This is a genomic window from Telluria sp. ZB4P37 (assembly GCF_059685855.1).
In genome coordinates this window covers 31,934-49,998 of sequence record NZ_JCASID010000010.1, presented here as the reverse complement: position 1 = coordinate 49,998, position 18,065 = coordinate 31,934, and the positions used below count along the sequence as shown (strand labels likewise).

Below are 18,065 nucleotides of genomic sequence, written 5' to 3'. Positions count from 1 at the left end.
GGAGCGGCCATGTTGAGAGAATTCTTCAGCTTCGAGCTGGGTACCCAGCTGCGCCAGCCCTTGCTGTGGGTCTGCGCGCTGCTGTTCGGCGCGCTCGCCTTTGGCGCTTCCACCACCGATGCGATCACCGTCGGCGGCAGTATCGGCAACGTGAACCGCAATGCGCCGGTGGTGGTCGCCCAGCTGCTCAGCGTCTTCAGCCTGATGTCGATGTTCGTCGTCACCATCTTCATCGCCGGCACCGTGCTGCGCGACAGCGAAGTCGGCATTTCCGACATGCTGTTCGCCACCCCGATGAAAAAGCGCGACTACCTGGTCGGCCGCTTCGCCGCCGGCCTGGTGGCCTGCCTGGTCATCTTCGCACTGGTCGTGGTGGGCATGATGCTCGGCCCCCTGATGCCCTGGGTCGACACCCAGCGCGTCGGTCCATTCCCCGGCGGCGCCTACCTGTGGACGCTGGGCGTGATCGTGGTGCCCAACCTGTTCTTCGTGGGCGCGCTTCTGATGCTGCTGGCGTCCACCACGCGCTCGATCATGCTGGTCTATGTCGGTGTGCTGGCCTTCTTCGTGCTGTGGATCGTGGCAGGCAAATTCACGTCGAACATCAACAACGAGTGGGTGGCCGTGCTGGTCGACCCCTTCGGCATCCGCGCACTCGGCCGCGCCACCCGCTATTTCTCTACCGCCGAAGCCAACGCCGGCCTGCCCGGCATCGCCGGTTACATGCTGGCCAACCGGGTCCTATGGGGCGTGGTCGCGCTCGTGCTGTTCGGCCTGACGCTGGTGCTGTTCAAGCCGCAGCGCGCGGGTACCGGAAAGCGCCTGTTCGGCAAGGCCAAGATGCAGGCGCCAGGCGCGCCGGCGGCAGCGCAACCGGCCCTGCCGCGCATCGAGCCGCGCTTCACGCGCGCCACGCACTGGGTCCAGTGCTGGCACATCTTCACGTTCGACGCCCTGGCCGTCTTCAGGAGCGTGCCTTTCCTGGTCATGCTGCTGTTCGGTGTGCTGAACATGGTCGGCGCCGCCTCGCAGATGGGCGAGATGTTCGGCACCACCGTGTATCCGATGAGCCACCTGATGGTCGAGCTCCTCAACGGCAGCTTCAACTTCCTGCTCATCATCATCGTGACCTTCTATGCCGGTGAATTGATCTTCAAGGAGCGCCAGGTCAAGATCGCCGACGTCAACGACGCCATGCCGGTGCCAGACTGGGCGCCGCTGGCGGCCAAGAGCCTGGCCCTGGCGGGCGTCGTGCTGGCCTTCCTGCTCACCGGGATCGTTGCGGCGATCGCGATCCAGCTGGTCAAGGGCGGCGCGCCCATCGAGCCGCTGGTTTACCTCAAGGGCGTGCTGATCGCCGGCCTGCCTTACGTCTTCATGGGGCTGTTCGCGGTGGTCCTGCAGGTGGTCACGAACAACAAGTTCATCGGCTACCTCTTGATGATCCTGCTGATGGTGTGGCAGGTGGTGGCGGGCGTCATGCACCTCGATCACAACCTGTACAACATCGCCGGCCTGCCGCGCACGCCGTATTCGGACATGAACGGTTTCGGCCACTTCATCGCGGGCTGGGCCTGGTTTGCCTTGTACTGGACCCTGTTCACGGTGGCGGCGCTGATCGTGGCCCAGGCTTTCTGGGTGCGTGGTTCGTCGAGCGAATGGCACAGCCGCGTGCGGGAAGCCGGCCGCCGCCTGAAGGGGCCTGCCGGCGCGGCGCTGGCGGTGTGCCTGCTCGCCTTCGCCGGCGTGGGCGGATGGATCTTCCACAACACGAACACGCTGGCGCGCTACGAAGCCGGAGACGTGAGCATGGACAAGCAGGCGCTGTACGAAAAAACCTACCGCAAGTACAAGGACCTGCCGCATGCGAAGATCATCGACGTGCGCGCCGCCGTGGATATCTATCCTGAAGAACGCCGCTTGATGATCAAGGGCAGCTACGTCCTCGAAAACAAGACCGCCCAGGCGCTCGATACCCTGCGCCTGCAGCTCAATTCCGACGTCGTGACCACCCTGTCGGGCCTTCCGGCGCACCGGGTCGAGCTCGACGACAGGGAGGCCGGCTTCAGGATCGTGAAGCTGGCCCAGCCGCTGCAGCCGGGCGCGCGCCTGCCGCTCGATTTCACCGTGGACGTGCGCCGTCCGGGCTTCTCGAATGGCGGCACGCCCGATACCATCAACCTGATCGGGACCTTCTTCAACAACCGCCAGTTCTTCCCCATGATCGGCTACCAGACGGGCTTCGAGCTGACCGACCGCAACGAGCGCCGCAAGCGCGGCCTGGGCGAGCCGGAACGCATGGCCAAGCTGGAAGACAAGGCCGCCCGTGCCAACTCGATGTTCGGCGCGGATGCTGACTGGATCAATTTCGAGACGGTCGTCTCGACCAGTGGCGACCAGATCGCCCTGGCGCCGGGCTACCTGCAGAAGTCGTGGAAGGCCAACGGCCGCAACTACTACCAGTACAAGATGGACCAGAAGATGATGCCTTTCTTCGCCTACCTGTCGGCCGACTGGCAGGTGAAAAAGGACGCCTGGCACGGCATCCCGATCGAGGTCTACCACGACCCCAAGCACGCCTACAACGTCGACCGGATGATCGCGGGCACCCAGAAGGCGCTGGACTATTTCAGCACCCGGTTCACGCCTTACCAGCACAAGCAGGTGCGCATCCTGGAATTCCCGAACTACAGCGCCTTCGCCCAATCGTTCGCGGGCACGATCCCCTTCTCGGAATCGATCGGCTTCATCGCCGACCTGCGCGACAAGGAAGACATCGACTATGTCTTCTACGTCACCGCCCACGAAGTGGCGCACCAGTGGTGGGGCCACCAGGTGACGGCTGCCAACGTGCAGGGCGCGAGCATGCTGATCGAGTCGCTGTCGCAGTACTCGGCGCTGATGGTGATGGAGAAGGAATACGGCCGCGACAAGATGCGCCGCTTCCTGCGCCACGAGCTCGATCGCTACCTGCGTTCGCGCGGTGGCGAGAGCATCGAGGAGCTGCCGCTGGCGCGGGTGGAAAACCAGGACTACGTCCACTACCGCAAGGGCAGCCTGGTGTTCTACCGCCTGCGCGACGAGATCGGCGAAGAGGCGCTCAACCGGGCCCTGAAGCGGTTCTTGGTGGACAAGGGTTACCAGGAGTCGCCGTTCACCACGTCCACCGGACTGCTGGAATATATTCGCGCCGAGGCGCCGCAATCCAAGCACGCCCTGATCGCGGACCTGTTCGAGAAAATCGTCTTCTACGATAACCGCGTGCTCGATGCGACAGCGAAAAAGCGCCCTGATGGCAAATGGGACGTGACCATGAAGCTGCACCTGGCGAAGATGGAAGCGGACGGCCGTGGCAAGGAAACGCCTCGTGCCTACGACGAGCCGGTGGAAATCGGGATTTTTGCACGCGCCAAGGGCGCCAAGGAAGCCGACGAGCGCGTGCTGCTGCTGGAGAAGCGCGTGCTCTCGAGCGACAACCCTGTGGTCACTGTGACGCTCAATGAGCAGCCGTTCGAAGTCGGCGTCGACCCCTACAACAAGATGATCGACCGGGTCTCGCGCGATAACCGCAAGGAAGTCAGTATCGACTGATTGGCCTGCTGCCGCCGCTGCACCGGTTCGGCGCTGCAGCGGCATTGGGCAAAGCAGGCGCCGATGAACCGCGGGTTAGCCCGAAATACCGTACTTGCGCCTGGCCTGCTGGAATTCCTCCACCAGCGCCGCCAGCCGCGGGTGGTTCGCATCGAGTGCGCGCAAGCGGTCGATCTGTTCGGCAGCGACTTCGCTCAAGGCGTGGTCCCATCCCAGCTCGTTCACCTGGCGCAGGATGCCGCCGGCGACCGCCACCATCACCTGCTGGTTGCCGGGCGCCATATGCAGGGCTTCCATCAAGGTCTGCACGGCGCCGCGCACGTCGCCCATGTTGCGCTTCTCGTCGGCCACGCCCAGCAGGATCTGAGCCTGGGCGCGCAGCTGCTGGCCCATGCCGTCGGCGAGGTCGGGGCGGCCGGCGCGCACGAACACGCCGATTGCCTGGTCCACCGTCACCGGGCTCGAGGCGTCATGCATCACGGTCATCATCACGCTCGACGCCTGTTCGTCCATCTGGTGCTCGAGGCAGGCCTGGGCCAGGCCGATCTTCAGGTTCGACGACAGCCCGCTGCTGGCGCGCGTGGCGCTCACCGCCATCTGCAGCTCGGCCACGGCGGCGCTGACATTGCCCATTTTTTCGTGCAGCAGGGCGCTCGAATAGGCCTTGCAGGCATCCAGGTTGGTGCTGCCGCGTAGCGAGCGCTCGAGGTCGCGGATCACGCCGCCGGCGCCTTGCACGTCGCCGCGCGTGACCATGGCCTTGACCAGGTTGACGTGGTCTTCCGGATCGCGGAATTCCGAATAGCGCGCCTTGGTCACCACCTGCTTGAAGGATTTCTCGGCCGCTTCTGCGTCCCCGTTTTCGAGCGCGACTTCGCCGAGCTTGCGCAGACGGCGCACCATGTGCGGCGAGATCGACACCGCTTCTTCCAGAATCTTCTGTGCTTCGCCGGTGGCTCCCAGCTGCTCGTGGCAGCGCGCCAGCAGGTCGTAGGCGCCCATCAGGCGGGGATTGCCTTGCACGAGGTGCTCGAGCGTCTCGCGCGCCTCGTCGAACTGGCCTTGCGCGACCATGGTGCGGGCCAGTCCCAGGCCGGCCCAGCCCAGCGGGCGCTCGGCCAGCACGTCGCGGTAGAGCGCGCCGGCTTCGAGGTGTTCGCCCACCGAGACGTGCAGCTCGGCCTTCAGGCGCAGGAAGTCGAGCGCGTAGCGCGGATTCGCCAGGGCCGCGGTGCCGCAGGCGCGGATCGCCTCTACCGGCTTGCCTTGCGCGGCCAGCCGCCAGACCGGGAGCAGGGCGGTGCGGCGTTCGAGCGCGCGCTTGATGCGGCCGCTGAGCATGTCCACGGTGAAGGGCTTGAGGACGTAGTCGGTCGGCGTCAGTTCGGCCGCGCTGACCACCTTGCCGTAGACGCCCTCGGAGGTGAGCATGATGAAGATGGTCGAGGCGGTGATCAGGCGGTGGTGGCGCAGGTCTTCCAGCAGCTGCTGGCCGTCCTGGCCGTCGCCCCCGGGGCCATCGAGGTCGTATTCGCACAGGATCACGTCGAAGCTGCGTTTTCCCAGCTGCTTGATCGCCGTGCTGGCAGTGACCGCGGATTCGACCTTGGTGATGCCGGCCTGGTTCAGCATGTTCTGCAGGCTGGCGCGCATGCCAGGATTTGGGTCGACCACCAGCACCGACAAGTTTGCATTCTCTTGCATCTTCGCTCTCGCTCCCCGTTGGGCGCGCGCGAGTGGCGGCGCACCTTCTGTAATTATGTACCCGTTACAATACCGATAAGTTCCAGAAGGATCAAGAAATGTCCGTACTACAAGGTCGGCGCTGCCGGGAATGCAACGCTGCATTGCAACACTGTATAATAACGGGCTATCTTCCACCCAAGCAGCGACGCTGCATCAACCGACTTCTCAGCCATGTTGATTCTGCCGGGTTCTAATGCCCTGTCCGCCTTCCGTAGCCAACGCCTCCTGTCGCAACTCCAAGCCGTCGCCCCATCGATTGCTGCAGTCCAGGCCCGCTTCTTCCACTTCATCGACGCCAGCGCACCGCTGACCATCGCCGATACCGAGCGCCTCACCGCCATGCTCACCTATGGCGAACCGGCGGCACAGACTTTGTACGAAGGCGTGACCGAGGAATTCTTCGTGATCCCGCGCCTGGGCACGATCTCGCCGTGGGCCTCGAAGGCCACCGACATCGCGCACAACTGCGGCATGGCGCATGTGCACCGCATGGAGCGCGGCGTCGGCTACACGGTGGTGCTCAAGGGCGGTTTGCTCGGCACCGGCATCGGCGCCCCGAAGAAGCTGGCGGACGACCAGCTCGCGCAAGTCGCAGCGCTCCTGCACGACCGCATGACCGAGACCGTGTTGCGCTCCGCCGACCAGGCTTCGCGCCTGTTCGACGAGCTGGAAGGCAAGCCGCTGGAAACCATCGACGTGCTGGGGCAGGGTGTTGACGCGCTGCTGCGCGCGAACACCGAGCTGGGTCTGGCGATGTCGATGGATGAAATCGACTACCTGAACGAAGCGTTTACCCGCGCCGCGCGCAACCCGACCGACGTCGAGCTGATGATGTTCGCCCAGGCCAACAGCGAGCATTGCCGCCACAAGATCTTCAACGCCGACTGGATCATCGACGGGGTCAAGCAGGACCGCTCGCTGTTCGGCATGATCAAGAACACCCACCAGCTCAACCCGCGCGGCACCGTGGTCGCCTATAGCGACAACTCCTCGATCATCGAAGGCGCCAGCGTGACGCGCTTCTTCCCGCGCGGCCCCGGGCAGGAATATGCCCCGGCCACGGACCTGACCCACATCCTGATGAAGGTCGAGACCCACAACCACCCGACCGCGATTTCCCCGTTCCCGGGCGCCTCCACCGGCGCCGGCGGCGAGATCCGCGACGAAGGCGCGACCGGCCGCGGCGCCAAGCCCAAGGCCGGCCTGACCGGCTTCACGGTCTCGAACCTCTACCTGCCGGACGCCCGGCGCCCGTGGGAAAACGCCTCCGATGTCACTGGTGGCGATGCGGGCCGCCTTGACGCCGTCTACGGCAAGCCGGAACGCATCGCCTCGGCGCTGCAGATCATGACCGACGGCCCTTTGGGCGGCGCCGCTTTCAGCAACGAATTCGGCCGTCCAGTCCTGGGCGGCTATTTCCGCACCTATGAGCAGAACGTCGGCGCAGCCGGTTCCGTGTACGGCTACCACAAACCGATCATGATCGCGGGCGGCATCGGCAGCATCTCCAGCGCGCACACCCACAAGGACGAGATCCCGGTCGGCAGCCTGCTGGTGCAGCTGGGCGGCCCGGGCATGCGCATCGGCATGGGCGGTTCGGCCGCCTCGTCGATGGCGACCGGCACCAATACCGCCGACCTGGACTTCGATTCGGTCCAGCGCGGTAACCCGGAGATGGAGCGCCGCGCCCAGGAAGTCATCAACGGCTGCTGGCAGATGGGCGAGGACAACCCGATCATCTCGATCCACGACGTGGGCGCCGGTGGCCTGTCGAACGCCTTTCCTGAAATCGTCAACGACGCCAAGCGCGGCGCATTGTTCGACCTGCGCAAGGTACCGCTCGAAGAGAGCGGAATGGCGCCGAAAGAAATTTGGTCAAACGAGTCTCAGGAGAGATATGTATTGGCGATTGCGCCAGTGGACCTTGATAAATTTGCATCGCTGTGCGAGCGCGAGCGCTGTCCATATGCGGTCGTGGGCACCGCCACCGAAGAACGCCAGTTGCGCGTGATCGACCAGGAGTCGCAAGGCGCGTCGCCGGTCGACATGCCGATGGACGTCTTGCTCGGCAAGCCACCGAAAATGCTGCGCGAGGTCGAACACGTCACTTACAGCTTCCCGGCGGTCGACCTGACCGGCATCGAGCTCGAGGAAGCCGCACGCCGCGTGCTGCTGCTGCCAACCGTCGCCGACAAATCCTTCCTGATCACGATCGGTGACCGCACAGTCGGCGCCATGACGGTACGCGACCAGATGGTCGGCCCGTGGCAGGTGCCGGTGGCCGACTGCGCGGTCACCGCGATGTCCTTCGAAGGCTTCGTGGGCGAAGCGATGGCGATGGGCGAGCGCACCCCGCTGGCCGTGATCAACGCCGCCGCCTCGGGCCGCATGGCCGTGGGCGAGGCGATCACCAACATCGCCGCTGCCGCGATCAACGACATCTCCGACATCAAGCTGTCGGCCAACTGGATGGCGGCCTGCGGCCAGCCGGGCCAGGACGCCGCGCTGTTCGACACCGTGAAGGCCGTCGGCATGGAATTGTGCCCGGCCCTGGGCGTGTCGATCCCGGTCGGGAAGGACTCGCTGTCGATGCGCACCACCTGGAACGACGATGGCGCGAACAAGGCCGTGATTTCGCCGGTGTCGCTGATCGTGTCCTCGTTCGCACCCGTGGCGGATGTGCGCCGCTCGCTCACCCCGCAACTGCGTACGGATTTGGGCGAGACCGCCCTGATCCTTGTCGACCTGGGTCGCGGCAAGAACCGCCTGGGCGCCTCTGCGCTCGCGCAAGTGACGCAGCAGCTGGGCGACAGCGTGCCGGACCTCGATGCGCCGCAAGACCTGAAAGCGTTCTTCGTCGCCATCCAGCAGCTCAACCGCGAGGGCAAGCTGCTGGCCTACCACGACCGCTCGGACGGCGGGCTGTATACCACCCTGGTCGAGATGGCCTTTGCCGGCCGCGCCGGCGTGTCGGTCAACCTCGACATCCTGGCGATGGAAGACGGGCATGGCGCCGACTGGGGCGATGCCAAGAACTGGGCCGGCCAGGTGGCCGAGCGCCGCAACGAGCTGACCCTGCGCGCGCTGTTCAATGAAGAACTGGGCGCCGTGGTCCAGGTTCGCGCGGAGGACAAGCAGGCCGTGATGGCCGTGCTGCGCGAGCAGGGCCTGGGCGCCTGCAGCCACATCATCGGCAAACTCAACGACCGCGGCGCGATCGAGTTCACGCGCGACGCCAAGGTGATCTACAACCGCAAGCGCGCGGACCTGCACCGCCTGTGGAGCGAGACCAGCTGGCGCATCGCGCGCCTGCGCGACAACCCGGACTGCGCCGACCAGGAATTCGACCGCCTGCTCGACGAAAGCGATCCGGGCATGTCGCCGAAGATCACCTTCGATCTGACAGAGAACGTGGCCGCGCCCTTCATCGCAACGGGCGTACGCCCGCGCGTGGCGATCCTGCGCGAGCAAGGCGTGAACTCGCATATCGAAACCGCCTGGGCGATGCACCAGGCAGGCTTTGCCGCGATCGACGTGCACATGAGCGACCTGATCGCCGGCCGCGCCAAGCTCGACGACTTCCAGGGCGTGATCGCCGTCGGCGGCTTCTCGTATGGCGACGTGCTGGGCGCGGGCGAGGGCTGGGCCAAGACCATCCTGTTCAACCCGCAGCTGGCGGACGCCTTTGCCGGCTTCTTCGCCCGCCAGGACACCTTCGGCCTGGGCGTGTGCAACGGCTGCCAGATGCTGAGCAACCTGAAATCGATCATCCCGGGCGCGCATGCCTGGCCGAAGTTCACCCGCAACAAGTCCGAGCAGTTCGAAGCGCGCTTCGGCATGGTCGAAGTGCTGGACTCGCCGTCGATCTTCTTCCAGGGCATGGCAGGCACCCAGGCGCCGATCGCGATCGCGCACGGCGAAGGATTTGCCGACTTCTCGCTGACCGGCGACGTCAATGCCGCGATCAAGTCGCTGCGCTATGTCGACAACCGCGGGCAGGCAACCGAGACCTATCCGTTCAATCCGAACGGCTCGCCGGGCGGCCTGACTGCCGTCACGACCGAGGACGGCCGCTTCACCGCGATGATGCCGCACGCCGAGCGCGTATTCCGCACTGTCGTGCATTCGTGGGCGCCGGATGCCTGGCAGGATGAATCGCCGTGGATGCGCATGTTCCGCAATGCGCGGAAGTGGGTGGGCTAAGCCCGCAAGCAGGAGCGCCTCTTCGGAGGCGCTTTTTTTTCGGGTCATTACGGCTGGTGATTGGGTGCCTACGTACGTGGCGGCACTGGCGAACTTAGGTTCCGGCCTTTGCCGGAACTTAATTTCGTAGCGCAGCCGAGTACCTCAACTCCCCCAAATCGGCTCATCCTTCGAACCATTCCCCTTGGGCGTACCAGGCGCCGCACCAGCCCCCGCGCCCGCATTGTCCAGCCCGCCGGCCGCGCCGGTATTATCCTGCCCACTCCCGCCACCCCCGGTCGCCGGTTTCCCGGCACTGCCCCGGCTGGTCTGCGGCGCGCCGGCCGGGCCGACATTGCCCTCGGCCGGCGCATGCGGGAAATTGGTATGCCGGATATCCCCGCCGCCCGCCCCCGGGGGAGGAGACAGCGCATCGGCGCGGTTGCGTTCGTCGTCGCGCGTGTTGCCGGACGGATCCACGTTTTCATTGGCCATCATAAGCTCCCGAATAAGTGACAGTAGGAGCTATCCTAATCCTTCGCGGTGCCGCCGCAATAGGAACACCGAGCGCTGCGGAGTAGGACGCTGCGCACGCGGCGCGCCCAATAAAAAAGCGCTCCCTCGGGAGCGCTTCTTCGTCCAGCCAGACCAGGATTACTGGATCTTGGCCTTCTTCACCAGGCTTTCGCGGTACTGGGCCAGCTGACGCTGTTGCAGTTGTTCCGCCACCTGCTGCTTGACTTCTTCCAGTGCCGGCACCTTGGCGTTACGGGTGTCTTCCAGCTTGATCACGTGGAAGCCGTACTGGGTCTTGACCGGGGTCTCGGTGATGGCGCCTTTTTGCAGGGCGACCATGGCTTTCGAGAATTCAGGCACGTAGTTGGCCGGGCTTGCCCAGTCCAGGTCGCCGCCGTTGGCTGCCGAACCGTCTTTCGACTGCTTGGCCAGCTCTTCGAACTTGGCGCCGCCCTTGAGCTTGGTGATGATGGCCTTGGCTTCGTCTTCGGTGGTCACCAGGATGTGGCGCGCGCGGTATTCCTTGTCGCCGACCTGGGACTTGTACTTGTCGTACTCGGCCTTGATCTCGGCATCCTTGATCGGGTTCTTCTTGACGTAGTCGGCGAGCATTGCGTTGATGATGATGCTCTGGCGCGCGTTGTCGATCGCCGCCTTCACGTCGGCACGGCCGCCGACGCCTTGCTTGTCGGCTTCCTGGATCAGGACTTCGCGGCCGATCAAGTCTTTCTTGATCGCGTCGCGCAGCTGCGGCGAATCGGTGGCGCGACCTTGGGCGACGACTTGCTTGACCATCTGGTCAACCTTGGCCGCCGGGATGGGTTTGCCATTGACGGTTGCAACGTTTTGCGCGAACGCAGGCGCGGCAACCAATGCGATCATGGCTAACAACAGGCGGGCTGGCTTCAAAATCATTGTTGAGGTCCTATCTAAACACGAAAAAGTTCGCCGCAGGCGGCAAAAAAACCGGTGAATTTCTCACCGGCGGTAACACATATTACTGCACCTTTGCCTTTTTGACCATTTGCTCTTTGTACTCTTCGAGCTTCTTCTGGGCCATGGCGTCGGCGATCTGCGGCTTGACTTCTTCCAGGGTCGGCAGCTTGGCGGCGCGGGTGTCGTCGAGCTTGATGACGTGGAAGCCGTTGGCGGTCTTCACCGGGTTCTCGGTGACGCCGCCTTTTTGCAGGCCGGTGAAGCCGGCTGCGAATTCTGGCGGGAAGGAAGCAGGGGCTGCCCAGTCCAGGTCGCCGCCATTGTTGGCGGTGCCGGTGTCCTTGGATCCCTTGGCCAGCTCTTCGAACTTGGCGCCGCCCTTGATCTTGGCGATCACGGCCTTGGCTTCGGCTTCGGTCTCGAGCAGGATGTGGCGGACGTGGTATTCCTTGTCGCCGGTCTGCTTGGTGAAGCGGTCGTATTCGGCCTTGATGTCGGCGTCGGTAACCGGGTTCTTGGTGATGTAGTCGCGGGCCAGCTGGTTGACGACGATCGCCTGGCGCGCATTGTCCAGCGCTGCCTTGACTTCCGGCTTCTTGTCGTAGCCTTGCTTGATGGCTTCCTGCATCAGGACTTCGCGCGAGATCAGGTCGCGCTTGATCACTTCGCGCAGTTGCGGCGAATCCTGGCCCTGGCCGGCGGCGACCACCTGCTTGACCACCGCGTCGACGCGCGACGACGGGATCGGCTGGCCGTTGACCACGGCGAGGTTCTGCGCAAAGGCAGGCGCCGCGACAACGGCGATCAGGGCTAACAGCAGGCGTGCTGGCTTCAAAGTCATTTCTGGAATTCCTGTGGGGAGAGTTGCTTGGACGAGATTGCTCAGTTCTTTTACTTCGTGTTGTGTACGTCTTCTACTTCGCCTTACGCGAAAGATTGTCGGCGAGTTTTCTTAAAGCTGACTGAAGAGCTGCCCCGAAAGGGCCGGTTTCAGCCGGCTTCAGCCGGTGTGATGGCCGTGATGGCCAGCGCATGGATCTCCGCCTTGTTAATCATTTCGTGAACGGCATCATACACAAGACGATGGCGCATGACCAGCGTAAGGCCTGTGAACTTTTCGGAGGCGATTTTCACGCTGTAATGGCTGCCGCCCGAGGCCGCGCCGGCATGGCCGGCGTGCAGGTGCGAGTCGTCGGTGATCTCGAGAAGGGTCGGGGCCAGCTCAGCCTGCAGGCGCTCGCGCAGGCGTTCGGTACGGGTTAGATCAGTCATGCATCCTCCTGAATATGTTTAGACAGCATTAACGATTGAATGACGATGAAGGCGAACAGGATGCCGGTGATGCCGAACAGCTTGAAGCTGACCCAGGCGCCGGTGTCGCTACGGAAGACAACGAAGGCCATCAGCAAGTTCAGCAAGCCCAGCACCGTAAAGAAGGCCACCCAGGCGTAGAGCACGCGGTTCCAGACCGCTTCGGGCAGGGTCATGGCGCCCCCGAGCGCCGAGCGCATCAGGTTCTTGCGGTAAACCAGGTGGGTGAACAGCAGGGCGGCGCCGAAGGCCCAGTACAGGATGGTCGGTTTCCACTTGATAAAGGTGTCGTCGTGGAAGTAGATGGTGGCGCCGCCCGCAATCACCACCACGCCCAGCGACAGCCACAGCATGCCATCGACCTTGCGCCGGCGCACCAGGAGGTACACGATCTGCAGCACCGTCGCCAGGATCGTGACGAAGGTGGCCAGCAGGATCGGCGACTGCGAGGCCGGCACCGCGCCGCCCGAGATCAGAAAGCCGAGGTGGTCGGTGACCAGGCCGTGGGCCCAGTCCTGGTTGCTTTCGCCATACTTGTACATCCCGAAAAACAGGATCACGGGCAGCATGTCGAACAAAAACTTGATCATGAAAGGGCCTCAGGCAGGTTCGAAGCGCAGCGATGCGGAGTTGATGCAATAGCGCAGGCCGGTCGGCGGCGGGCCATCGGGGAAGACGTGGCCGAGGTGGGCGTCGCAGACCGCGCAGATGATCTCGGTGCGCACCATGCCGTGGGTACGGTCGGTTTTTTCGATGACGTTTTCCGGGTCGAGCGCGCGGAAATAGCTCGGCCAGCCGCAGCCGGAATCGAACTTGGCGTCCGACTCGAACAGCGGCGTGTCGCAGCACACGCAGGTGTATATGCCGTGCTCATGGTGGTCCCAGAACTTGCCGGTGAAGGCGCGCTCGGTGGCTGCCTGGCGGGTCACCTGGTATTCCATCGGCTCGAGCTGGTCGCGCCACTGCGCATCGGTCTTGCTTACTTTATCGGTCATGTCGGTCTCGCGGTTCGTTGCAAATGTCAGGATGCGCGGCTCACGATGAGCAGCTTACTTCAAGATGGGCTGCCCAGCTCGGGGGCAGGGCCGCGTAGGCCTCGTTCTCCGGCTGCTCGTCAAAGGGACGCTCCAGCACCGCCAACAGCTTGTGCACCCCGCTGTAGTCGCCATTTTGCGCCTGTTCGATGGCCGTCTGCGCCAGGTAGTTGCGCAGCACGTATTTCGGATTGGCGCGGTGCATGGCGGCGCGGCGCGGCCCGTCGCTGCTGTTTTCCTGCCGCAGGCGGGCGCGGTATTGCAGCGCCCAGGCATCAAAAGATTCGCGGTCGAGGAACAGATCGCGCAAGGGAGCGTCCTGCGCCAGGTCGCCGTCGAGTGTGAGCTCGCCCAGGCGGCGGAAGAACAGGGGGAAGTCGGCGTGGTTCGCCTGCAGCAGCTTGAACATGGCGTCAAACAGCGCTTCGTCGCCCTCGAGCGCGTCGAGCAGGCCGAGCTTGGCGTGCAGCAGCTCGTCGAGTTTGGCCCCGAAGGCCGGGCGGTAGGCGTCCAGTGCTTCTTCTGCTTCCTCCGGCGTGCCGATCAGCGGGAGCAGGGCGTTGCCGAGCGCGTAGCAGTTCCAGTGGCCGACCGGCACCTGGTTGGCATAGGAATAGCGTCCGCCCTGGTCGGTATGGTTGCAGATATGGTTGGCATCAAACGCTTCCATGAAGCCGAAGGGTCCGTAGTCGAGGGTCAAGCCCAGGATCGACATATTGTCGGTATTCATCACGCCGTGCATGAAGCCGACCGACTGCCACAGCGCGATCATCCGTGCGGTACGGCGCGTGACCTCCGCCAGCAATTCCTTGTACGGGTTGGCGGCGCCGCCCAGCTCCGGATACCAGTTCTTGATCACGTAATCGGCCAGGACGCGCAGTTCATCCTGTTTGCCGCGGTGGTACCAGTGCTCGAAGGAGCCGAAGCGGACAAAGGTCGGCGCCATGCGGGTCACCACGGCGGCGGTCTCGACCGTCTCGCGCATGATGGGCTGGTGCGAGCCGGTCACCATCAATGCGCGCGTGGTCGGGATGCCGAGCGCGGCCATCGCTTCCGAGCACAGGAATTCGCGCAGCGAGGAGCGCAGCACGGCGCGGCCGTCGCCCATGCGCGAGTAGGGCGTCAGGCCGGCGCCCTTGAGCTGGATTTCCATCTGGCCGTTGTCGGTGGCGAGGTCGCCCAGGGTGATCGCACGGCCGTCGCCCAACTGGCCAGCCCACACGCCGAACTGGTGTCCCGAATACACGGCGGACAGCGGCTGCGAGCGCACCGCAACCTTGTTGCCGGTAAAGACTTCGACGAAATCGGGACGCGCCAGGTCCCGCGGGTCGAGCCCGACCAGCTTGGCTGCGGGCGCGCTCGCCGCAATGAGGGCCGGCGCCGGCAGGGGCGTCGGCATCAGCCGGGTGTAGAACGCCGGTGGCAACTCGGCAAACGAGTTGTGGAAGGGGAGTTCGTCAGCAGTAATGGCAGTTCCAGTACAAGTAAGGTCGAGGTGCGCGTTTTTTCGCACTATTGGCAGGGATTCTACCGTACCGGGCAGATTCGATTGGCGCACGGTGCGCCCAGCCACCCTGCTTACATCCCGCAACCGCCCTGCATGGCTTTGGGCGGCGCACCAGATTTGCATTGACTCAATTCAACGCGCCGGATGACACTGGAGGCAAGCTTGCCAATTTTGCCAATTCGTCCATGGGAAACCGCATGACCGACTACCCGCTCAGCCCCTTGATGGGCCAGATGATGGACCAGCCGCTGCTGGTCTCGAGCATTATCGAATTTGCAGCCCGCCACTACGGCAGCAGCGAAATCGTCTCGCGCCGTGTGGAAGGCGACCTGCACCGCTATACCTACCGCGACTGCGAGGCGCGCGCCCGCCGCATGGCCCAGGCCTTGCAAGGACTGGGCGTGGCCATGGGCGACCGGGTTGCGACCCTGGCCTGGAACGGCTACCGCCACATGGAGCTGTATTACGCCGTGTCCGGCTCGGGCGCGGTGCTGCACACCATCAATCCGCGCCTGCACCCGGAACAGATCGCCTACATCATCAACCACGCTGAAGGCCTGTACTTGTTCTTCGACATGACTTTCCTGCCGGCGATCGAGCAGATGGCGCACCACTGCAAGACCATCAAGGGCTATGTCGCCATGTGCGACCGGGCCCACATGCCGCTCGAAACCAGTATCCCGACCCTGCTGTGCTACGAGGACCTGATCGCTACGTCCTCAAGCGACTACGCCTGGCCCCAGTTCGACGAGCGCTCGGCGGCAGCCCTGTGCTACACCTCGGGCACGACCGGCAACCCGAAAGGCGCGCTGTACTCGCACCGCTCGACCGTGCTGCATGCCTACGCATCGAGCATGCCCAACGCGCTGAACGTCTCGAGCGCCGACACCGTGCTGCCGGTGGTGCCGATGTTCCATGTGAACGCCTGGGGCCTGCCGTATTCGGTGCCGCTGTCCGGCGCCAAGATGGTGTTCCCGGGGCCGGCACTGGATGGCAAGTCGCTCTACGAGCTGTTCGAGAGCGAGGGCGTGACCTTCTCGGCGGGTGTGCCGACCGTGTGGCTGGGACTGGTCAACTACGTGCTGCAGAACGGCTTGCGCTTCTCGAGCTTCCGCCGCACCGTGATCGGCGGCTCGGCCTGCCCGCCGGCCATGATGGATACCCTGATCGACCAGTTGGGCGTGGAAGTGGTGCATGCCTGGGGCATGACGGAAATGTCGCCGCTCGGCACCGCCTGCACCCTGAGCAGCAAGCACAAGGCCATGCCGTTCGAGGCCCAGCGCGCCGTGCTGCGCAAGCAGGGCCATGCGATCTATGGCGTGGACATGAAGATCGTCGACGACGACGGCACCGAATTGCCCTGGGACGGCGCGACCTACGGCCACCTTTTGGTGAAGGGGCCGTGGGTGGTGTCCGGCTATTTTCGCGGCGAGGGCGGGGACGTGCTGCAGGAGGGCTGGTTTCCGACCGGCGACGTGGCCACCATCGACCCGGACGGCTACCTGCAGATTACGGACCGCAGCAAGGACGTGATCAAATCCGGCGGCGAATGGATCGGGACCATCGACCTGGAAAACATCGCGATGGCCCACCCGGCCGTGCTGCAGGCGGCCTGCATCGGCGTGCAGCACCCGAAATGGGTCGAACGCCCGCTGCTGGTGGTGGTCACGCGCCCGGGCATGGAGGTCACGCGCGAAGAACTGCTGGCTAGCTATGATGGAAAAGTGGCAAAGTGGTGGATACCGGACGACGTGGTGTTTGCCGAGGCGCTGCCGATGGGCGGCACCGGCAAGATCCAGAAGAACAAGCTGCGCGACATCTACCACGAACACCGTTTGCCAACCGCCTGACCAGGACCTCGACCCCACCATGAAAAAACTGCTTCCTTTACTGCTGGCGGCAGCGCTGCTGCCCGGCGCGCTGCATGCGAACGAACTGTCCAAAGCTGTCGCCCAGGACTACGACGCCCATCTTGCGCCGCTGCTCGACTACTTCCACCGCAATCCCGAGCTGTCCTTCCTGGAGGTGAAAACCGCGGCGCGCATGGCAAAAGAGCTGCGCGCAGCAGGCTTCACCGTGACCGAAGGCGTCGGCGGCACCGGGGTGGTGGCGATCCTGAAGAACGGTCCCGGCCCCTTGGTGATGATGCGCGCCGACATGGACGGCTTGCCGATGCAGGAAAAGTCGGGCCTGCCCAACGCCTCGACGGTCACCCAGAAGGACATGGAAGGCAACATGACACCCGTGGCGCATTCCTGCGGCCACGACATCCACATGACCAGCCTGGTCGGCACGGCGCGTCGCATGGCCCTTGATCGCGCCAAGTGGTCGGGCACCCTGATGCTGGTCGGGCAGCCGGCCGAGGAACGCATCGGCGGTGCGCTGGCGATGATGAAGGATGGCCTCTATAAACGATTCGGCCAGCCCGATTTCGCGCTGGGTTTCCACGTCAAGGCCGACATGGCGACCGGCAGGGTGCATGCCTCCGAGGTGTCGCCGTACTCGGGCGCCGATACCGTCGAGATCCTGATCAAGGGCGTGGGCGCGCATGGCGCCCAGCCGCACCGCGGCAAGGACCCGATCGTGCTGGGTGCGATGATCGTGATGGGCCTGCAAACCATCGTCAGCCGCGAGCTGGGGCCGCGCGAGCCGGGACTGATCACGGTTGGTTCCTTCCATGGCGGCAGCAAGGCCAATATCATCGGCGACAATGCCAGGCTGCAGCTGACCGTGCGCAGCGAGAGCGCGAAGACGCGCGACCTGCTGCTGAACGGCATCAAGCGCATGGCAGAGCACACGGCGCGCGCCGCCGGCATGGCGGACAACGAACTGCCGGAGGTTAAGCTGGTCGACACGCCGGCGCCGCCGGTGCTCAACAACGTCGATCTGGTGCGGCGCCTGCGCGCGGCGTGGACCGGCAAGCTGGGGCCGGACGCCTTCGGTGCGGAAGAATTCCGCGAAGGCATGGGCTCGGAAGACTTCCCGCAATTCGTCACCGCCCCCTATATCCCGAGCGTGTATTTCACGGTCGGCGGCACGGCGCCCGAGACCATTGCCGCCGCCAAGGCCGGCAAGCTGCGCCTGCCGAGCCATCACAGCCCGCTGTTCAAGGTCGAGCACGGGCCGGCGGTGCGGATGGGGGTCGAATCGACGGTGGTGGCCTTGCAGGACCTGATGCCGCGCCGCTGATTTCTGCCTTCAGCGCGCCGACACCCGCTTGCAACGCCCGAATGGCGCTTTCC

The 18,065-nt window shown here is 64.5% G+C and carries 12 protein-coding genes; 4 read left to right on the top strand and 8 right to left on the bottom strand.

Annotated features, from left to right (window positions below):
* Positions 1-9: 9 nt before the first annotated feature.
* On the top strand, positions 10-3,591 hold the full coding sequence (locus AC56K1_RS15940; protein WP_497158778.1) for a M1 family aminopeptidase: 3,582 nt from the start codon (positions 10-12) through the stop codon (positions 3,589-3,591).
* Between the two features lie 75 nt (positions 3,592-3,666).
* Here the strand turns inward: AC56K1_RS15940 and AC56K1_RS15935 are convergent, their stop codons facing one another.
* A complete protein-coding gene (locus AC56K1_RS15935) occupies positions 3,667-5,295 on the bottom strand; it encodes a tetratricopeptide repeat protein (RefSeq protein ID WP_497158777.1) in 1,629 nt (542 codons plus the stop codon).
* A 213-nt stretch (positions 5,296-5,508) separates the two neighbouring features.
* Between AC56K1_RS15935 and purL the strand changes: the two genes are divergently transcribed.
* Positions 5,509-9,540: a phosphoribosylformylglycinamidine synthase gene (gene purL, locus AC56K1_RS15930; protein ID WP_497158776.1), complete on the top strand. Its 4,032-nt coding sequence runs from the start codon at positions 5,509-5,511 to the stop codon at positions 9,538-9,540.
* A gap of 144 nt (positions 9,541-9,684) precedes the next feature.
* On the opposite strand, the gene AC56K1_RS15925 is transcribed toward purL, so the two are convergent.
* The 7 genes from AC56K1_RS15925 to AC56K1_RS15895 form a co-directional block, all read right to left on the bottom strand.
* Entirely contained in the window at positions 9,685-10,017 is a 333-nt protein-coding gene (locus tag AC56K1_RS15925) for a hypothetical protein (protein ID WP_497158775.1), read from the bottom strand.
* A gap of 156 nt (positions 10,018-10,173) precedes the next feature.
* Positions 10,174-10,950, bottom strand: coding sequence for a peptidylprolyl isomerase (locus tag AC56K1_RS15920; protein ID WP_497158774.1), 777 nt, complete (start codon positions 10,948-10,950; stop codon positions 10,174-10,176).
* Between the two features lie 82 nt (positions 10,951-11,032).
* Entirely contained in the window at positions 11,033-11,812 is a 780-nt protein-coding gene (locus AC56K1_RS15915; RefSeq protein WP_497158773.1) for a peptidylprolyl isomerase, read from the bottom strand.
* A 149-nt stretch (positions 11,813-11,961) separates the two neighbouring features.
* Entirely contained in the window at positions 11,962-12,243 is a 282-nt protein-coding gene (locus AC56K1_RS15910; RefSeq protein ID WP_497158772.1) for a BolA family protein, read from the bottom strand.
* The gene (locus tag AC56K1_RS15905) at positions 12,240-12,869 is read right to left on the bottom strand and encodes a septation protein A (RefSeq protein ID WP_497158890.1); all 630 of its coding nucleotides are present in this window, start codon (positions 12,867-12,869) and stop codon (positions 12,240-12,242) included. Before AC56K1_RS15905 ends, AC56K1_RS15910 begins: the two co-directional genes overlap by 4 nt.
* Before the next feature lie 12 nt (positions 12,870-12,881).
* Positions 12,882-13,277 (bottom strand): peptide-methionine (R)-S-oxide reductase MsrB, encoded by a 396-nt coding sequence (gene msrB, locus AC56K1_RS15900; protein WP_497158771.1) that lies wholly within the window; start codon positions 13,275-13,277, stop codon positions 12,882-12,884.
* 40 nt (positions 13,278-13,317) lie between these two features.
* Positions 13,318-14,784 carry a protein adenylyltransferase SelO gene (locus AC56K1_RS15895; RefSeq protein WP_497158889.1) on the bottom strand — a complete coding sequence of 489 codons (1,467 nt, stop codon included), beginning with the start codon at positions 14,782-14,784 and terminating at the stop codon, positions 13,318-13,320.
* Positions 14,785-15,020: 236 nt separating this feature from the next.
* On the opposite strand from AC56K1_RS15895, the gene AC56K1_RS15890 reads away from it, so the two are divergent.
* Positions 15,021-16,673 (top strand): 3-(methylthio)propionyl-CoA ligase, encoded by a 1,653-nt coding sequence (locus AC56K1_RS15890; protein ID WP_497158770.1) that lies wholly within the window; start codon positions 15,021-15,023, stop codon positions 16,671-16,673.
* 19 nt (positions 16,674-16,692) lie between these two features.
* Positions 16,693-18,012 carry an amidohydrolase gene (locus AC56K1_RS15885; protein WP_497158769.1) on the top strand — a complete coding sequence of 440 codons (1,320 nt, stop codon included), beginning with the start codon at positions 16,693-16,695 and terminating at the stop codon, positions 18,010-18,012.
* Positions 18,013-18,065: the final 53 nt, after the last annotated feature.

Coding starts and splice junctions, on each gene's coding strand:
- AC56K1_RS15925 (WP_497158775.1), bottom strand. CDS start 10,017: ATGATGGCCAATGAAAACGTGGATCCGTCCGGCAACACGCGCGACGAC.
- msrB (WP_497158771.1), bottom strand. CDS start 13,277: ATGACCGATAAAGTAAGCAAGACCGATGCGCAGTGGCGCGACCAGCTC.
- AC56K1_RS15935 (WP_497158777.1), bottom strand. CDS start 5,295: ATGCAAGAGAATGCAAACTTGTCGGTGCTGGTGGTCGACCCAAATCCT.
- AC56K1_RS15940 (WP_497158778.1), top strand. CDS start 10: ATGTTGAGAGAATTCTTCAGCTTCGAGCTGGGTACCCAGCTGCGCCAG.
- AC56K1_RS15885 (WP_497158769.1), top strand. CDS start 16,693: ATGAAAAAACTGCTTCCTTTACTGCTGGCGGCAGCGCTGCTGCCCGGC.
- AC56K1_RS15890 (WP_497158770.1), top strand. CDS start 15,021: ATGACCGACTACCCGCTCAGCCCCTTGATGGGCCAGATGATGGACCAG.
- AC56K1_RS15915 (WP_497158773.1), bottom strand. CDS start 11,812: ATGACTTTGAAGCCAGCACGCCTGCTGTTAGCCCTGATCGCCGTTGTC.
- AC56K1_RS15920 (WP_497158774.1), bottom strand. CDS start 10,950: ATGATTTTGAAGCCAGCCCGCCTGTTGTTAGCCATGATCGCATTGGTT.
- AC56K1_RS15910 (WP_497158772.1), bottom strand. CDS start 12,243: ATGACTGATCTAACCCGTACCGAACGCCTGCGCGAGCGCCTGCAGGCT.
- purL (WP_497158776.1), top strand. CDS start 5,509: ATGTTGATTCTGCCGGGTTCTAATGCCCTGTCCGCCTTCCGTAGCCAA.